Source organism: Rothia sp. HMSC078H08 (assembly GCF_001808955.1).
GTDB lineage: Bacteria > Actinomycetota > Actinomycetes > Actinomycetales > Micrococcaceae > Rothia.
On record NZ_KV795255.1, the window covers coordinates 101,687 to 116,628 of the forward strand.

General features: G+C 60.0%; 13 protein-coding genes. 3 read left to right on the forward strand and 10 right to left on the reverse strand.

Annotated elements, in window-relative coordinates; translation table 11 throughout:
- Nucleotides 1–27: 27 nt before the first annotated feature.
- Nucleotides 28–1,488 carry an RNase H family protein gene (locus HMPREF2528_RS09330; RefSeq protein ID WP_049363476.1) on the reverse strand — a complete coding sequence of 487 codons (1,461 nt, stop codon included), beginning with the start codon at nt 1,486–1,488 and terminating at the stop codon, nt 28–30.
- 174 nt (nt 1,489–1,662) lie between these two features.
- On the opposite strand from HMPREF2528_RS09330, the gene HMPREF2528_RS05360 reads away from it, so the two are divergent.
- Entirely contained in the window at nt 1,663–2,652 is a 990-nt protein-coding gene (locus HMPREF2528_RS05360) for a 4'-phosphopantetheinyl transferase family protein (RefSeq protein WP_080976895.1), read from the forward strand.
- Nucleotides 2,653–2,764: 112 nt separating this feature from the next.
- Here HMPREF2528_RS05360 and HMPREF2528_RS05365 read toward each other — a convergent pair whose 3' ends face one another.
- The 4 genes from HMPREF2528_RS05365 to HMPREF2528_RS05380 all read right to left on the reverse strand — a co-directional run bounded on the left by HMPREF2528_RS05365 (nt 2,765) and on the right by HMPREF2528_RS05380 (nt 7,114).
- Nucleotides 2,765–3,868, reverse strand: coding sequence for an isochorismate synthase (locus tag HMPREF2528_RS05365; RefSeq protein WP_070542980.1), 1,104 nt, complete (start codon nt 3,866–3,868; stop codon nt 2,765–2,767).
- 64 nt (nt 3,869–3,932) lie between these two features.
- The gene (locus HMPREF2528_RS05370; protein ID WP_070542983.1) at nt 3,933–4,700 is read right to left on the reverse strand and encodes an SDR family oxidoreductase; all 768 of its coding nucleotides are present in this window, start codon (nt 4,698–4,700) and stop codon (nt 3,933–3,935) included.
- A complete protein-coding gene (locus HMPREF2528_RS05375) occupies nt 4,697–5,398 on the reverse strand; it encodes an isochorismatase family protein (RefSeq protein WP_070507205.1) in 702 nt (233 codons plus the stop codon). Before HMPREF2528_RS05375 ends, HMPREF2528_RS05370 begins: the two co-directional genes overlap by 4 nt.
- Nucleotides 5,399–5,704: 306 nt before the next feature.
- Nucleotides 5,705–7,114, reverse strand: coding sequence for an FAD-dependent oxidoreductase (locus tag HMPREF2528_RS05380; RefSeq protein WP_070507207.1), 1,410 nt, complete (start codon nt 7,112–7,114; stop codon nt 5,705–5,707).
- A gap of 190 nt (nt 7,115–7,304) precedes the next feature.
- Between HMPREF2528_RS05380 and HMPREF2528_RS05385 the strand changes: the two genes are divergently transcribed.
- Nucleotides 7,305–7,826 (forward strand): mycothiol transferase, encoded by a 522-nt coding sequence (locus HMPREF2528_RS05385; protein ID WP_070507209.1) that lies wholly within the window; start codon nt 7,305–7,307, stop codon nt 7,824–7,826.
- Between the two features lie 161 nt (nt 7,827–7,987).
- Here the strand turns inward: HMPREF2528_RS05385 and HMPREF2528_RS05390 are convergent, their stop codons facing one another.
- The 5 genes from HMPREF2528_RS05390 to HMPREF2528_RS05410 all read right to left on the reverse strand — a co-directional run bounded on the left by HMPREF2528_RS05390 (nt 7,988) and on the right by HMPREF2528_RS05410 (nt 13,937).
- On the reverse strand, nt 7,988–9,292 hold the full coding sequence (locus tag HMPREF2528_RS05390) for a hypothetical protein (RefSeq protein ID WP_168160860.1): 1,305 nt from the start codon (nt 9,290–9,292) through the stop codon (nt 7,988–7,990).
- A gap of 65 nt (nt 9,293–9,357) precedes the next feature.
- The gene (rlmC, locus tag HMPREF2528_RS05395) at nt 9,358–10,494 is read right to left on the reverse strand and encodes a 23S rRNA (uracil(747)-C(5))-methyltransferase RlmC (RefSeq protein ID WP_070507214.1); all 1,137 of its coding nucleotides are present in this window, start codon (nt 10,492–10,494) and stop codon (nt 9,358–9,360) included.
- Nucleotides 10,495–10,702: 208 nt separating this feature from the next.
- On the reverse strand, nt 10,703–12,325 hold the full coding sequence (groL, locus tag HMPREF2528_RS05400) for a chaperonin GroEL (protein ID WP_005504512.1): 1,623 nt from the start codon (nt 12,323–12,325) through the stop codon (nt 10,703–10,705).
- 436 nt (nt 12,326–12,761) lie between these two features.
- The gene (locus HMPREF2528_RS05405; protein ID WP_012902849.1) at nt 12,762–13,352 is read right to left on the reverse strand and encodes a LytR C-terminal domain-containing protein; all 591 of its coding nucleotides are present in this window, start codon (nt 13,350–13,352) and stop codon (nt 12,762–12,764) included.
- 261 nt (nt 13,353–13,613) lie between these two features.
- Nucleotides 13,614–13,937, reverse strand: a complete 324-nt coding sequence (locus tag HMPREF2528_RS05410; RefSeq protein WP_012902847.1) for a DUF3263 domain-containing protein — start codon at nt 13,935–13,937, stop codon at nt 13,614–13,616.
- Between the two features lie 223 nt (nt 13,938–14,160).
- On the opposite strand from HMPREF2528_RS05410, the gene HMPREF2528_RS05415 reads away from it, so the two are divergent.
- The gene (locus HMPREF2528_RS05415; protein ID WP_070542987.1) at nt 14,161–14,832 is read left to right on the forward strand and encodes a uracil-DNA glycosylase; all 672 of its coding nucleotides are present in this window, start codon (nt 14,161–14,163) and stop codon (nt 14,830–14,832) included.
- Nucleotides 14,833–14,942: the final 110 nt, after the last annotated feature.

Here is a 14,942-nt window from a genome sequence, read left to right on the forward strand (position 1 = left end):
TAGGAGCTGAGCGTTAGAAGCTCAGCTTTAGGAGGCGGGGGTCTCCTGGCGGAATCGCAGACGCCACAGACCGCGCTCAGCGTCGTAATGCCAGATGCTCGAACGGCTCACGCGGCCACGCGCGGTGGCAACCGCCGCCATGACCAGCACGCTGGAAGAGTCCAGCACCTGCACGCCCTGCTTGAGCGGGGCACCCTGCTGGGTGAAGGCGCGTTCACGGTACTGCAGCACCGAGGAGCGGGACACCGACTTGCCGGTGGCGGTCACCCACACCAGTCGCTCGTGCAGCATGGATTCCAGCTGCGCTGCTTCCATGGCGGAGCCGCGGCTTTCGAGCAGCTGTTCTGCGGCGGAGGCTTCCTCAGGGTTCAGGACAGCGGGGTTCGGAGCAGGCGCGGCGGGAGCGGTGCGCGCGGGAGCAGAAGCGGGCGCTTCCTCCACGGGTGCCTCAACCTGAGCGGACTCTACGGTCTGTGCGGGCGCCGCGGCGGGCTCTACGGCAGGCTCTACCGTCTGCTCTTCTGCGTGTTCTTCCGTCTCACCCAGCAGTTCCGCCGGGTCAACATCGTTCGGGTCCAGACCCGCGAACTCTTCCAGACCGGTCAGGTCATCCTCTTCTTCCGCCTGCGCGGCAGTGGATGCCTGCTGAGCGGTCTCCTGCTGGAGCGCCAGTGCCTTTGCGTCACGCTCGGCGGCACGCTCTGCCGCGAGCGCCAGCTGTTCCTTGCGGGTGCGGACCGCCTCCGGGTCGGGGGCGTTCACCGCGGAGGCGGGGCGCAGCAGACCTGATAGGCGCAGGCTCTCCACGCCGCGCTGGGCGTTCTCAATCTCGGCTGCGGTGAATTCCTGCACGGGCAGGTGGGCATCCGCGGAAGACTCGGAGGGCGCCGGCTCAGAGAGCGCAACCTCAGGGAGGGCAGCGTCCAAGAGGGCAGGTTCTGCAGCCGGAGCGTTCACAATCGGCGCTTCAACAGCCACAGGCTCCACAGCCGCAGCCGCAGGTTCAGCAGACGCGCCGAAGCCGGGGCCGTGCGCAGGTTCGCGGCCCTCCTGATAGGCGCGCGCGGCACCATTCGCCAGGGAATCCGCCTTCTCGTTGAGCTCGTGACCCGCGTGGCCCTTCACCCAAATAAACTCGTAGTCGCGGCCGGTCAGCGCCTGATCCAGCGCCTCCAGCAGGTCGCGGTTGAGCACGGGCTTGCCGTCGGACTTCTTCCAGCCCTTCTTCTTCCAGCCGGGCATCCACTTGGTCAGCGAGTTAATGACGTACTGGCTATCGCAGTACACGCGCAGCTTCGCCTCCGGGCGGGATGCGGTCGCCTCAAACAGGTCCAGAACAGCCTTAAGCTCACCCATGTTGTTGGTGCCGTGCGCCCAGCCGCCGCTCGCCCAGTGGTCGTCGTCGATATACCATGCCCAGCCCGCCGGTCCGGGGTTGCCCAGCGCCGAGCCGTCTGCGGCGGCAATGATCTCTTGCGTGCTGTTCACGGTGCCTTCTTTCTGCGCCGCCGCTCTATCGTGCGGGCGGCTGTCCGTAATGATGTCTGTGATGACTTTACCGCACCGGCGGCGAGGGTGCGTAGCGCGCGGTTACAGCTGTGGACAACCTCAAGCAGACTTGTAGCGCCATTTGCCGTAATGCCGGGCGGGTACACTAAACCTATGAGCTATTCTGCCCCCGAAACACCCAGCGCACAGCGCCCGGAGCCCCCTACCGCCCGTCCGAGCGAGCGCGTGCAGATTTTCGCTCTTCCTACCCGCACGATGTACGGCTCCCTGCGTTTTAGCTGGTTGAGCTACCTGGGGCTTGCTGAGCAGCAGCATGCGGCGCAGTTGCCGACCTCCACGGCGGCGGTCAGCTACCTGAGCACTCAGGCGCTCATGCGCGCTATGGCGGCGGCGCGTCTGGATGTGCCTTCCAGTGCCGCTTCTGAGATTGAGGTGGATCGTTCCTGCACCCTGTGCACCAGCGGTAAGAAGCACGGTAAGCCGCGTATTGCGGGCGTAAATTTCAATATGTCGCAGGTGAATCCGCTGGTGGTGGGTGCGTTTAGCCGTAATTCCTCGGCGGTGCTCGGCGTGGATGTTGAGACTCTGGATGCGCGCCTGTTCTCCGGTTTTGCGCGCCTAGCGCTCTCCAATGAAGAACGCTCGTTCTATGAGCGGGTGGCACAGGAACGCCCTGCGCCCGTACTGCACCTGCTCTCGGTGGCGCTGTGGACCGCTAAGGAGGCGGTGCTCAAGGCGACCGGCCACGGCCTGAGCGTAGTGCCCTCCCTGGTTCGGGTGCAGCTCACCGATGCACTGCTGGATGCGCTCGAACTTGCCATGAACGAGGAGGTCCCGGGGGACCTTCTGGGCAGCAACGCTCCCGAGCCGACCGCCCTGCGCGTACTGACTCAGGACAGCTTGACCGCGCGTGCTACCTTTAGCGCACCCACACCTCAGGGCGGCGGCGAGGCTATCGAGCGGAGCTTTAGCCTGCAGTGGGTACCCGTGGCGCTGCCCGATGCGGAGAACCCCGAGCACGCGCAGAAGATGCTCATCGCCCTGGCTGTGGAGAACCCTGCCGAGGGTGAGCCCGTGCAGCTTGAGGCTCAGCTTCTGCCGGTTGCCACTCCCCTGGAGCTCAAGCGTCTGCTCACCGACTAGCCACGCTCCCCCATAACAACAACGACTGAACGCGCCCGCCATAACAGCGAGCGCGTTCAGTCGTTTTATTCTGCCGGGTCAAGGCAGTCACGAAAGGCGTTCACGAAAGAGCCTAAGGGGTGTCTTCGCCCAGGGTCTCCACGCCCAGGGCACGGCCGAAGCTGCCGAGCTTCGTGCCGGTCTCGGTGTGCTCCAGCTCTGGGTCGGACTCAGCCACAATACCCGCACCCGCGTACAGCACCGCCTCGTCCGGGCTGACCTGGGCACAGCGTAGCACCAGCGCCCACTCGCCGTTACCCTCGGCATCCATGTAGCCGACCAGGCCGCCAAAGTAGCGGCGCTCAAAAGACTCCAGCTGGCGAATCAGCTCCAGCGCCTTCTCAGTGGGGGCACCGCAAATCGCGGGGGTCGGGTGAATCGCGCGGGCACCGTCCAGGCAGGTCAGCCCCTCCTTCAGCACGCCGTCGATGGGGGTCGCCAGGTGCCACAGCTGCGGGGTCTGCAGCAGCGAGGGCACCTGCGGTACGTTCAGCTCCTCGGCGATGGGTGCCAGGCGCTTGGCAATATCGTTAATGACGTAGGCGTGCTCGTGGCGGTCCTTCGGCGAGGCGAACAGGCGGTCACGAATCGCCTCGTCCTCGGCGCTACCGGGCTCGGCAATGCGCGGGGCGCTACCGGCAAGCGGGTGGGTCTTGAAGGCGCGGCCCTCGGTGCGGAACACCAGCTCCGGGGAGGCACCCATCAGGTAGCTTCCGTTCATGCCGCGCTCACCGTCGGGCAGGCGCACCGCAAAGTTGAACGCGGAACGCTGCTGGGCGCGCAGGTTGTTGTACAGCGCCTCCAGGTTGAGAGCGCCGGGTGCGTAGCGGGCGGTGAGCACACGCGAAAGCACGATCTTGCTCAGCTCACCCGCCTTCATGCGCTCCACGGCGGTCGCAACGGCGGCACGGAACCGGTCGTTCTGCCGGCCGGTGACCGATACCGGTTCGGCAAGCGCCACAGTCTGCTCGGGAACCGGCACCTGCTGCTCCTCCAGGCGTTCAGGCACGAAGAGGTAGGCGAGCATATCGGGGTCAAAAGGAATCAGACCCACGACGGCGCTACCGGAACGTTTCGCCTCGTCCAGGGCATTATCGAAGGTTACAGGGATCATCGCACCGGATGCGCGCAGAACGCGGGTGCCGGTGGCAAAGATAAAGTCGGGAAGGTTCGTCATCGTACTTCTATCAGTGGTGTGTGGGTTCGCGCCGGGCATCTAAACGCCGGACGCGGGGGTGCCGTTAGAGGGTCGCGCCGCCGTCAGCGACAATCTCCTGCATGGTGATGTGGCGTGCCGCCTCAGAAATGAGGAAAGCGTTGACCGCCGCAATATCCGCAGGGTCGGCAATACGGCGCAGCGGAATGCCCAGACGGAACGTTTCCGGGTTACCGGCAACCGGCAGGGCGGAGCGGTCCTCACCCTCCCAGGCGTCAGTCACCATGGGGGTTCGGGTGGTGCCGGGGCAGACCGAGTTCACGCGAATACCGTGCGCGGCAAGCTGCAGACCGAAGCTGGAACTCACGCGCGCCGCCGACGCCTTCGATGCACCGTAGGCGCCAAACTCCGCGCGGGGCACACGCGCCGCGTTGGAGGCGACCGTCACCAGGGAGCGGCTGTTCGCCGGGTCGCTCTCCTGCTGGTCAATCATGATGCGTGCGAATTCGCGCAGGCACAGGAACACGCCGTCGGAGTTGACCGCGTGCAGGCGCTTCCAGGTGGTGAAACTGGTTTCGAGCAGCGGCTGGCTGTGGGCGATGCCCGCGGCGAGCACCGCACCGGTGATGGGTTCGTCGAGTGCCGCTACAGCGTTGGCGAGGGCGGTGACGGACTCTTCACTCGTAACGTCTACAGCGCGGTAGCGGAAGATTGCGTCTCCGTAGGTACCGAAGGAGGCAATGGGCTGCTCTGCAAGGTCAGCCGCAAACACCGAATAACCGTTCTTAATGAGCTGGTGGACGGTTGCCTCACCAATACCGCCGTTCGCGCCGGTCACAATGACCCAGCTCATGCGCGCGCCTCCTCAGCAGTCTCAGCCTTCTCAGCACCTTCTGCAGCATGCAGGTCGGCGAGTACATCGGCGGTGTTCAGCACGCGGGCGCAACGACCCGAAGCGTACTCGCACGCCGTGCGGTGCTCACCTTCCGAGAAGTCGGCGAGCGCATCCGCGACCATGAACGGCTGAATATCGCGCATGAACGCCTCCAGGGCGGTGGTCAGGCAGCCAATATGCGCGTACACGCCGCCGATAATGAGCTGGTCGCGACCGGACTCCTTGAGCAGGTCCTCGAAGGGGCTGCGCACGAACGCGGAGTAGCGCCACTTGGTCAGCACGGTGTCGCGGTCGGTGGGTGCAAGTGCGTCGAGCACGCGGGCAGACTCGTCATTCTGCAGACCGTCGCCCCAGAAGTCGATGAGCAGGCGGCGGTCTTCGGGGTTCTGGCGCGGCGGCTGCGCGGTGTAGTAGACCGGGATTCCGGCGGCGTGGGCGGCATCAATGAGGCGGCGCAGGTTCCGAATGGCGATGTTAATCTGGGCGTCCGGGTTATCGTTACCCTCACCCAGGTTGGCCCCTTCGAAAGCCTGGACGAAGTGTACCTGCATGTCGTGCACGAGCAGTACAGCGCGGGAGGGGTCCACGGGCCAGCTCACTCGGTTGCTGTGTTCACGGTCGACGTAGGTGTAGGGCTTGATTTTGGGCAGTGCCATGATTCTCCCGGTTCGTGCCTTTGGTTTTCGGTTGTATGCGCGGCGCAGGCGATGCACTGTGGTTGGTGTAGCAGCGAGTGGGTGTCTCCTCCGAGCCCTCTCGCGCTGACCACCCAATCGGCGAGCTTGCGCTTATCTCATAACCATCTTAGGGCATGCTTAGCTACTAGGTATATATGAGCCTTAACAAAAATGCTTCCCCACCCGCACCTCCGTTGACAGCACAACGGGCGGAACGGGCAGGGAAGCACTCAGACAAGCAGAAACGCTATACGAACCGCGAATCCAGACGCGATTCTAGTTCAACTAGTTCACGGGCGCCGCGACAGCAAGAACCTCATTCAGACCCTCAGTGATCGAGGGGTGAGTGTAAATCTCATCGCGCAGCTGCGAAGCAGTAATGCCGTGGCGCATCGCCAGAGCCACCAGGTTAATAACCTCCATGGACTCGATTACCAGCAGCTGGGCACCCAGAATCTGGTCGGTCTGCGCGTCAATCACGAACTTCATGATGCCGCGCGGGTTCTCCTGGGTCTTCGCGCGCGGCATCGCGGCAACCGCGGCAACAGGCTTCGAAGCGACCTTCACCTTGTGGCCAGCCTCAATTGCCTCACGCTCGGTCAGGCCTACGGAAGACAGCGGCGGGTTCATGTAGATGGTCGAAGCCACTGCCTTGCGGTCCTTGGTGGAGCGGGAACCGTCACCGACCAGCTGGGAGAGCACCACGCGGTAGTCATCCAGCGAAATGTAGGTGAACTGCGGGCCGCCGTTCACGTCACCGAGCGCGAAAATGTTCGGCACGGTGCTGCGCAGGTGCTCATCCACGACAATTGCGCCGCGGTCGTTGGTTTCGATGCTGGTGTTCTCCAGGCCCAGACCCTCGGTGGCGGGCTTGCGGCCGGTCGCAACCATCACGTAGTCCACCTCCAGCTGCTGAGTAGCACCCTCGGAGTCGAGGTAGGTCACGGTCACCGAGTCAGCGCCGTCCTTGAAGGACTGCACGCGCACGCCGGTATGAGCGGTAATGTCCTGATCTGCGATAATCTCGCGGGCAACCTGGGCAACGTCCTCATCGTAGCGTCCGAAGAGGGCGGGGGCACCGTCCAGAATGGTTACCTCAGTGCCGTAGGAGGAGAAAATACCGGCAAACTCAACACCGATGGGGCCGCCACCGATGATGCCCAGGCGCTTGGGGCGCGGGGTGAGCTTCTGCAGCTCGGTGGAGGTGAGCACACGCTCAGATTCGCGGACGCCCTCAATCGGCGGGATGACCGACACGGCGCCGGTGTTGACGATGAAGTAGTCGGCGGTAACGCGCAGGGTGTCCTCGCCCGCGGTGACCTCAACCTCGGTGTCGGAGATGAAGCGTGCGTGACCGTCAATGAGCTTGGCAGTCTCGTTGGACAGCAGGATCTCGCGGTTCTTGGCGCGCATCATGCCGGTCAGTTTGTCACGGAAAACCACGGCGGATTCGTAGGCGGCGTTTGCCTCTTCAAGGGTGCGCTCGCCGCTGGCGCGGAACTCGTCGGCGCGGTGTACGAGCGCCTTGGTGGGTACGCAACCGATGTTGATGCAGGTGCCGCCGTACATGCCGGTGGACTGTTCGATGAGGGCAACGTTCTTACCGGTCTTCGCATATGCGCCGGCGAGGGTCTTACCGCCCTTGCCGAAGCCAATGACGACCATGTCAAAGTGCAGCTGAGCGGGGGTGGTCATAATATTCTCCTGTGAAATTTAGATGATGATCTCTTCACAGAGTTCAACGGGAAGAAATGAGTATTATTCCCGCGCGCCACATTTTTTCTTGGCCCCAGCCGCCCCTCAGCCCGTGCGGGCGTAGACTGAAACTACCCGGCTCCCTACGAGAAGCCAGCCTACGAGCAGCCAACATTTTCAGGAGGACTTTATGAAAACCCACGATATTCTGCGTGACGCCGCCAGCCGCCCCGGCATCGAGGCCGCCGTAGCCGTCAAAGGGCTATCAGCGGAGGCGCTCAACGCCCACCCGTGCGGGCACCCGAACTCTATCGCCTGGCTGCTCTGGCATGCCGGACGACAAATGGACATGCAGCTTTCTGCTCTGAATGGTCAGCCGCAGGTCTGGGAGACTCAGGGTTTCAGGGAGCGTTTCAACCTGGGCGAGCTCGGCGACACCATGGGCTACGGCCACACCGCCGAGCAAGCACGCTCCATTGTGGTTGAAGATTCTGCCCTGCTGGTGGAATACCTTGTGGCGACCGACGAGGCGCTTGCCGACTACGCGCAGACACTGAGCGAGGCTGATTTGAGCGAGATTATTGACCGTTCGTGGACTCCGCCGGTAACTCGCGGTATGCGCCTGGTCAGCCTGATTGACGACGCAACCCAGCACGTGGGTCAGGCGGCGTACGCGGCGGGTATTCTCGCCGCGCAGGATTTCGCGGCGTAGGATTAGGATTTCACGCCCGCTAGAGGGGAACGAAAAGGCGGTGGCGCCTCGGATGGTTGTATCCGAGGCGCCACCGATTTTTACGTAGTCTCTCCTAAGAGGCCAGTTTATATTCGCTTATGGACATGAATGACATTTTCCATCTGAGGTCAGGTGTCTCGCTACTTTTCCTTTTGAAGAACCCTTACAAGAACTTTCTCAGTCCTTGACGAGTAAAGGTACTTCCTAATGGCATCACTTCCACGCTTCAATACGTATATTCTTTTAAGGTTTGCATATATCTCCCGTGCTAAATCATCACGTGAATCTTTTCTTCTTGCATCTAATATTTCTTCCGTAGCTTCTTGCAAGAATCGGGATCTTCTGGACATATCATCAACCATTCCAGAACGCGTATAAAGTATACGATTAATAATCTTTGGATCGCCCAGGAGTGTCAAATCAATATAAAAGCGCCAAATATCATGTTTTTGTACCGCAATCAACCAAGAATATTCAATTAATCTATCCTCCCGTAATCTATTAACAATTTGCGAAATGTCTTCCACTCCATCAATATCTTGAAATCCATAATTATCGATTCTAGAAATTCCATAAGAATAACCTTTTTTAACTGACGAGTAGTTTGAAAAAACCTTCTTCAATCTCAACTCAACTATATGCTCCTGATTCAAAATAGCACAGTCATAGTTTTCTGATATTCTATACAGGTTCTGATCAATCCACGCCATTAATTCTTCATACAGTAGAACAGATTCCTCAAGGCGCTTATTACCCTCCTTACTTACAATCTTCCGAATATCTCTTTTTTGACTATAGAAATAAAAGAAGAAAATAGTTGGTAGCAATGTGATTATAGTAAGTGCAAGGGGCAGACTCGAGAAAATCCCAGCCACATCCAGCTTAAGGTTCAGGAAATTTTCCACAATATCTTTACCTGTAATCTTAATTGGATTATTTACCCCCAGGGATAGATAGATATGAATCGAAAGTAAAAATATAGTCAAGACCAGCATATCTTTAACTATATTTCTTAACCATGAAGGAAGCACTTTTCCATGCAGGCCATTCCAAACTTCATTCCCACCTCCAGTAGCGATAGGCAACCACCACAGCCTCAAAAATCGATACAACTTATCCCAGCGATATGTAATTCTCACTCTCCACAGAGCAATTTCAGTACGACCTTTAAGAATCATCTTCCAGGAATTACTGTCAAAAATATAAAAAAACAATGTATCCAAACCAACTAGAATAAGTTCATACAATCCTAGAGATATAAATAAAATAGACAGGGGCTGCAATAGAGGTAGCATAAATTCAAATAAAGAGGAATTACTAGAATTCATTCCAAGACTGGATATAATATTAGACCAAGCTAATTCTACATTTCCCAAAAATAGACTTAAAACAAGCAATAATATACCCACAGGTATAGCCAGCCTAACAACTCTTGGAAATCTCATTTAAATTATTCATCCCCCGAACTTTATTATGATTACATTACTCGTCTATCAAAATTTTTTTAATATCATAGTTGCCGCTGCAGCAGCACCATGACCTCGTAGTGGTCCGTATGCGGGAACATATCCAGCACACGACCCTGCACCGGCGCATACGACGGCATGCGCGCCAGGTCCTTCGCCAGAGTCACCGCGTTACAGCTCGAATACACCACACGATCAATACCCGAACCCTCAATCCACGCGCACAGGCTCTCACCAATACCGCGACGTGGCGGATTCACCACCAGCATCTGCGGCACCGTGCCCGAAGACACCGCAAACTCCGGCGCGTCCTGCGCCGAAAAGTTCACGCCCTTCAAACCGTACTCAGCAACCGTACGCTGTGCCGAAGCGACCGCCTCCGCACTAATCTCAATACCGGTCACCGAGCCGCCATCCATCACCGAGGCCGCATGCAGGGCAAAACCACCCACGCCACAGTACAGGTCCCACAGCGAGCCCGGAGCCACCTCACGCACCCACTCGCGGCCCTGCGCGTACATCGCCTCAGCGACCTTCGTATTCGTCTGGAAGAAGCTCTGCGGGCGCAGGTGCAGGGTCAGGTCGTTCACCTGCATCGGCAGGGTCTGACGCTCCGACAGGATAATCTCCTCATTACCCTCAACACGCGCCACCGGCTCACGTAGCAGGTTCACCGACAGCACCGCCAGGTTCGGTAGCCGCTCCTGCAACCAGTCCATTTGGCGGCGAATCGGCACCAGAAGCTTCTTCGAACGCAGCACGAAACGCACCATCAGCTCGCCCGCCGCCGAAGCGGTCACCAGAATATTCTTCAGCTCGCCGCGACGATTCGGAATGTCGTAGGGGGTCAGGTCTGCGCGCTGAATCAGCTCACGCAGCACCGGAATGACCGCCTGAATCTGCTCCATATAGAGCGGGCATTCGCCAAGATCAGTGGATGCGCCCGTACGGTAATCCACAATGCCGAGGGTCGGGTTCTTCGCCGAACCACCCACCACAAGCTTCGCCTTGTTGCGGAAGCCCGCCTCCGCACTGGTCACCGGGTCCAGCCACTGCAGCTGCGGGTACGCGGCAAGCAGGGCGCGGGCGTGCTCCTGCTTCGCCTGCACCTGCGCGGTGTAGGCGGTCTCAATGCTGGGGCAGGAGGAGCAGAGGTCTTCACGAAAATAGGCACATTCCATAGGGGCACCATTTTACCGCCTCCATCGGCGGGACAGGACGCATGGGCACACAAAAGCGGGGGCGGCCACCCTTCATGGGTAGCCGCCCCCGCCTCATACGGATGCGTGGGCCTGCACCGGTTTGAGTACCAGCGTTAGGTCACCACCGTGTCACGCTTCGCGTGCCACGGATTCCGTAGAAATTTACCCCATCAGGGATAAATTTCTACTACATCATGCCTGCCATGCCGTCCGCACCGGGAGCAGCCGCACCAGCGGGCTCCGGCTTGTTCGCAACAACAGCCTCAGTGGTCAGGAACAGACCAGCAATCGACGCAGCGTTCTGCAGAGCCGAACGGGTCACCTTCACCGGGTCAGCAATACCAGCAGCCATCAGGTCCTCGTACTCGCCGGTCGCAGCGTTCAGGCCGGTACCAGCAGGCAGGGAACGAACGCGGTCAACCACAACGCCCGGCTCCAGGCCAGCGTTAGCAGCAATCTGCTTCAGCGGTGCATCAATAGCCACGCGCACAATGTTCGCGCCGGTAGCCTCGTCACCGGTCAGCTCCAGCTTGTCGAAGACCTTCACGCCAGCCTGAATCAGAGCAACGCCACCACCGGGGACGATACCCTCCTCAACAGCAGCCTTAGCGTTACGCACAGCATCCTCAATGCGGTGCTTGCGCTCCTTCAGCTCAACCTCAGTTGCGGCACCAGCCTTCAGCACAGCAACGCCACCGGCGAGCTTAGCCAGGCGCTCCTGCAGCTTCTCACGGTCGTAGTCAGAGTCGGAGTTAGCGATCTCTGCGCGAATCTGAGCAACGCGACCCTCGATAGCCGCTGCGTCGCCTGCACCCTCAATGATGGTGGTCTCGTCCTTGGTCACAACGACCTTGCGAGCGGAACCGAGCATATCCAGGGTTGCTGCGTCCAGGGACAGGCCAACCTCTTCGGTAATGACCTGGCCACCGGTCAAGATAGCGATATCAGCCATCTGAGCCTTACGGCGGTCACCGAAGCCCGGAGCCTTCACAGCAACAGACTTGATGGAGCCGCGCATCTTGTTCAGCACCAGCAGAGCCAGAGCCTCACCCTCAACGTCCTCAGCAACAATCAGCAGCGGCTTGCCGGACTGCATGACCTTCTCCAGGACGGGGACGAGGTCCTTCACGTTCGAAATCTTCTGGTTCACAACCAGGATGTAGGGGTCCTCCAGGACTGCTTCCTGACGCTCCGGGTCGGTCACGAAGTAACCGGACAGGAAGCCCTTGTCGAAGCGCATACCCTCAGTCAGTTCCAGGTGCAGACCGAAAGTGTTGGAGTCCTCAACGGTGATGACGCCTTCCTTGCCGACCTTCTCCATTGCCTCAGCAATGAGCTTGCCGATCTCGGCGTCGCCAGCGGAAATAGATGCGGTTGCGGCAATCTCTTCCTCGGTCTCAACTTCCTTCGCGGAGGAGAGCAGAGCCTCGGTCACAGCCTCAACAGCCTTCTCAATGCCGCGCTTGAGGCTCAGCGGGTCAGCGCCAGCAGCCACGTTGCGCAGGCCCTCGCGAACCAGTGCCTGAGCCAGAACGGTAGCGGTGGTGGTACCGTCACCTGCGATGTCGTCAGTCTTCTTAGCAACTTCCTTGACGAGCTCCGCACCAATCTTCTCGTACGGATCCTCCAGCTCGATTTCCTTCGCGATCGAGACACCGTCGTTGGTGATGGTGGGGGCGCCCCACGCCTTCTCCAGCACAACGTTGCGGCCGCGGGGGCCGAGGGTCACCTTCACTGCATCGGCGAGGGTGTTCAAACCGCGCTCAAGGCCGCGGCGTGCCTCTTCGTCAAAAGCAATGAGCTTTGCCATAAGTGTCCTCCTGGACGATCGGATTTCTTCCTTCACCCTTGCGGGTGCGGTACATCTAAAATCGGGTGGCTGCCCCTCCACAACACCCCGGTTACGGAGGCGCGGGCAGAGTAGGGCATAAAGCACCCGAACGCTACATCAATTGTGGCACCCGCACCGGCATGGAGCAAACGTTTAAGCCCAAGGTTGAAGGGTTAATCGCCCAGTGCTTAATCTGCACTCATTAAGCCCGCCAAAAGGGGCGTTACCGGTGTGCCTACCGGGGGCGCGTGAGGGGTGTTAAAAGCATCAACCCCACCCGGCGCATCAGTGGAATTGCGCGGATGGGGTTGAGCAGAAGTCGTTATGGCAGAAACAGTGGGCACGGGCTTAGATTCGCGGACTTAGCACGGGCTTAGATTCGCGGACTTAGATTCACTGGGGCAACCGCCCGAACCTATTCCGCTGCAGTAGCGGAGCCGGTGTAATCCGAGGACAGAATCACGATGACCTCGTGGTTGCCCATCCGCACGTCGGAGGTTGCCTGACGCACCTGAGCAATACCCAGCTTCGAGGCGATACTCTGCGCCTGCGACTGGTAGCCCTCAGCGTAGTAGACCACGCTGGTTGCCGGTGCCACACCCGTGTAGTTTGCCGTCTCGCTGATGGTGTAACCGGTCAGCTGCGCCGCCGCACCGGATGCGCTACCCGCCGGAGCCGCCGCATTGTAGACCGCCACAGAGATGGACTCAGCCAGACCGGTCTTCGTGGCGCTTGCCGACGCAGAAGCCTTAGCCGGCGCAGAGGACGCCGACGCACTTGCGGGGGCGGAGCTGCTCTTCGCGGTGGACGCCGAGTACTGCGGGGAGGCGGTGCGCGGCGCGTACACGTACATTGCGCCGCCGATGAGCAGACCAACTACGCCTGCAGCTACCAGGGGGATAGCGCCCTTGGGGCTCTTTGCCGGGTCAGCATTGACCGCGCGGTAGGTTCCGCGGCGGGCGGTATTTTCGTCTACCTCATCAAATTCGTCGCGGGGGTAGCTCATTTATCCTCATTTCACGGGTCTCTGTTTACCGGCTGGTACCGTGCCTCCCTGCCTGGCACGCGGGCGCGGCTGCAGAAGGTGCGGTCTTGGTGTTCTAGTACCTAGAGTACCGGCTCAATTAGCGAGAACCAATGTGAACGCCCCGCAACCGGCTGTGAAAGAGATGGACACCGCACAGTGTTCAATCTCTGGTTGAACCTAAGGTGTGCGGGGTTGGATGCAGGAGTTGGAAGGCTCGCACGGCTCCCGCAATTCGAGCCCCTAGTCAGCGTCTCGGCGGGCGCGCAGAACGTCGATCATCTGCGGCGCTGCGGCGCGTACCCGCTCATCATCGAGCATCACATTCAGGCGCTGATAGTAGGCAATCGGGGTGAAACCGGCGGCGATAATCGCCTTCTCCTTGGAACCCTGGTGCTTGAAGCGGCGGCGCTCCACCTCAAGGATGCGGCGCTCCACCGGGGTCAGCCCGCCGGGTTGGCTCTGGGCTTCCGGCTGGTTTTCTATTTCCGCCTGGCTCTGCGCTTCTAATTGGCTCTGTGCTTCTGGCTGGCTCTGTGCGGTTTCAGCGCGTTCCTGTTCTGACACGTTCCCTCCTGTCTGTAGCTCGCCCGCTGCGGCTGGCGTCTCCTAGCGTGTGTATTCGTCATCCCCTAGTCTAGAAGAGAAACCCAGCCTAGAAGAGAACCCTAGCCTAGAGGAGAGCCTCAGTCTAGAAGAGAACCTCAGTCTAGAGGAGAAGTATTCATCCCGCACCCGGCCCCGTCACCGTCCGGGTCGCATCAGCCCCAGGAGATTCCCGAGGAGATTCATGAACCAGCCCCTCAGTAGCATTATGAGCGAGGATTGGGCGGCAGCACTTGCCCCCGTCGAAGAGCAGATTCACGCCATGGGCGCTTTCCTGCGTGAGGAGCACGCGGCGGGGTATCGTACTTTCCCGCCTGCCGCTGATATTTTCAATGCGTTCCGCCGCCCGATGAGCCAGGTGAAGGTCCTCATTATTGGCCAGGACCCCTACCCTACTCCGGGCAATGCGATGGGTTTGTCGTTCTCGGTGCACCGCGGTATGCCGTTGCCTCGTTCGCTGAACAATATTTACAAGGAACTTGAGGACGACCTGGGTATTGCCCCGGCTGATCACGGCGACCTGTCCTGTTGGGCTGATGAGGGTGTCATGCTGCTCAACAGGGTTTTGACGGTGCGCGAGTCTGATGCGGGTTCGCACCGCGGCAAGGGCTGGGAGGAGATTACCGAGTGCGCTATCCGTGCACTGGTGGCGCGTAACCAGCCGCTGGTTGGCCTGCTGTGGGGTGCGGATGCGCGCAAGTGCGCACCCATGTTGCAGCCGTACCCGAGCGTGGAGTCGGCGCATCCTTCGCCGCTGTCTGCTCGTCGTGGTTTCTTTGGTTCGCGCCCGTTTTCGACCGTGAATTCTTTGCTGGTGCAGCAGGGTGCGGAGCCGGTGGATTGGACGGTCCGCTAGGCGCAGCGTAAGAACCGGTGTAAAAGCTGGCGCAATGGGTGTAGCGAAGGGGCGGTAGCTTGTGAGTTGAACTCGCAAGCTGCCGCCCCTTCCCGCATCCAATATATGCA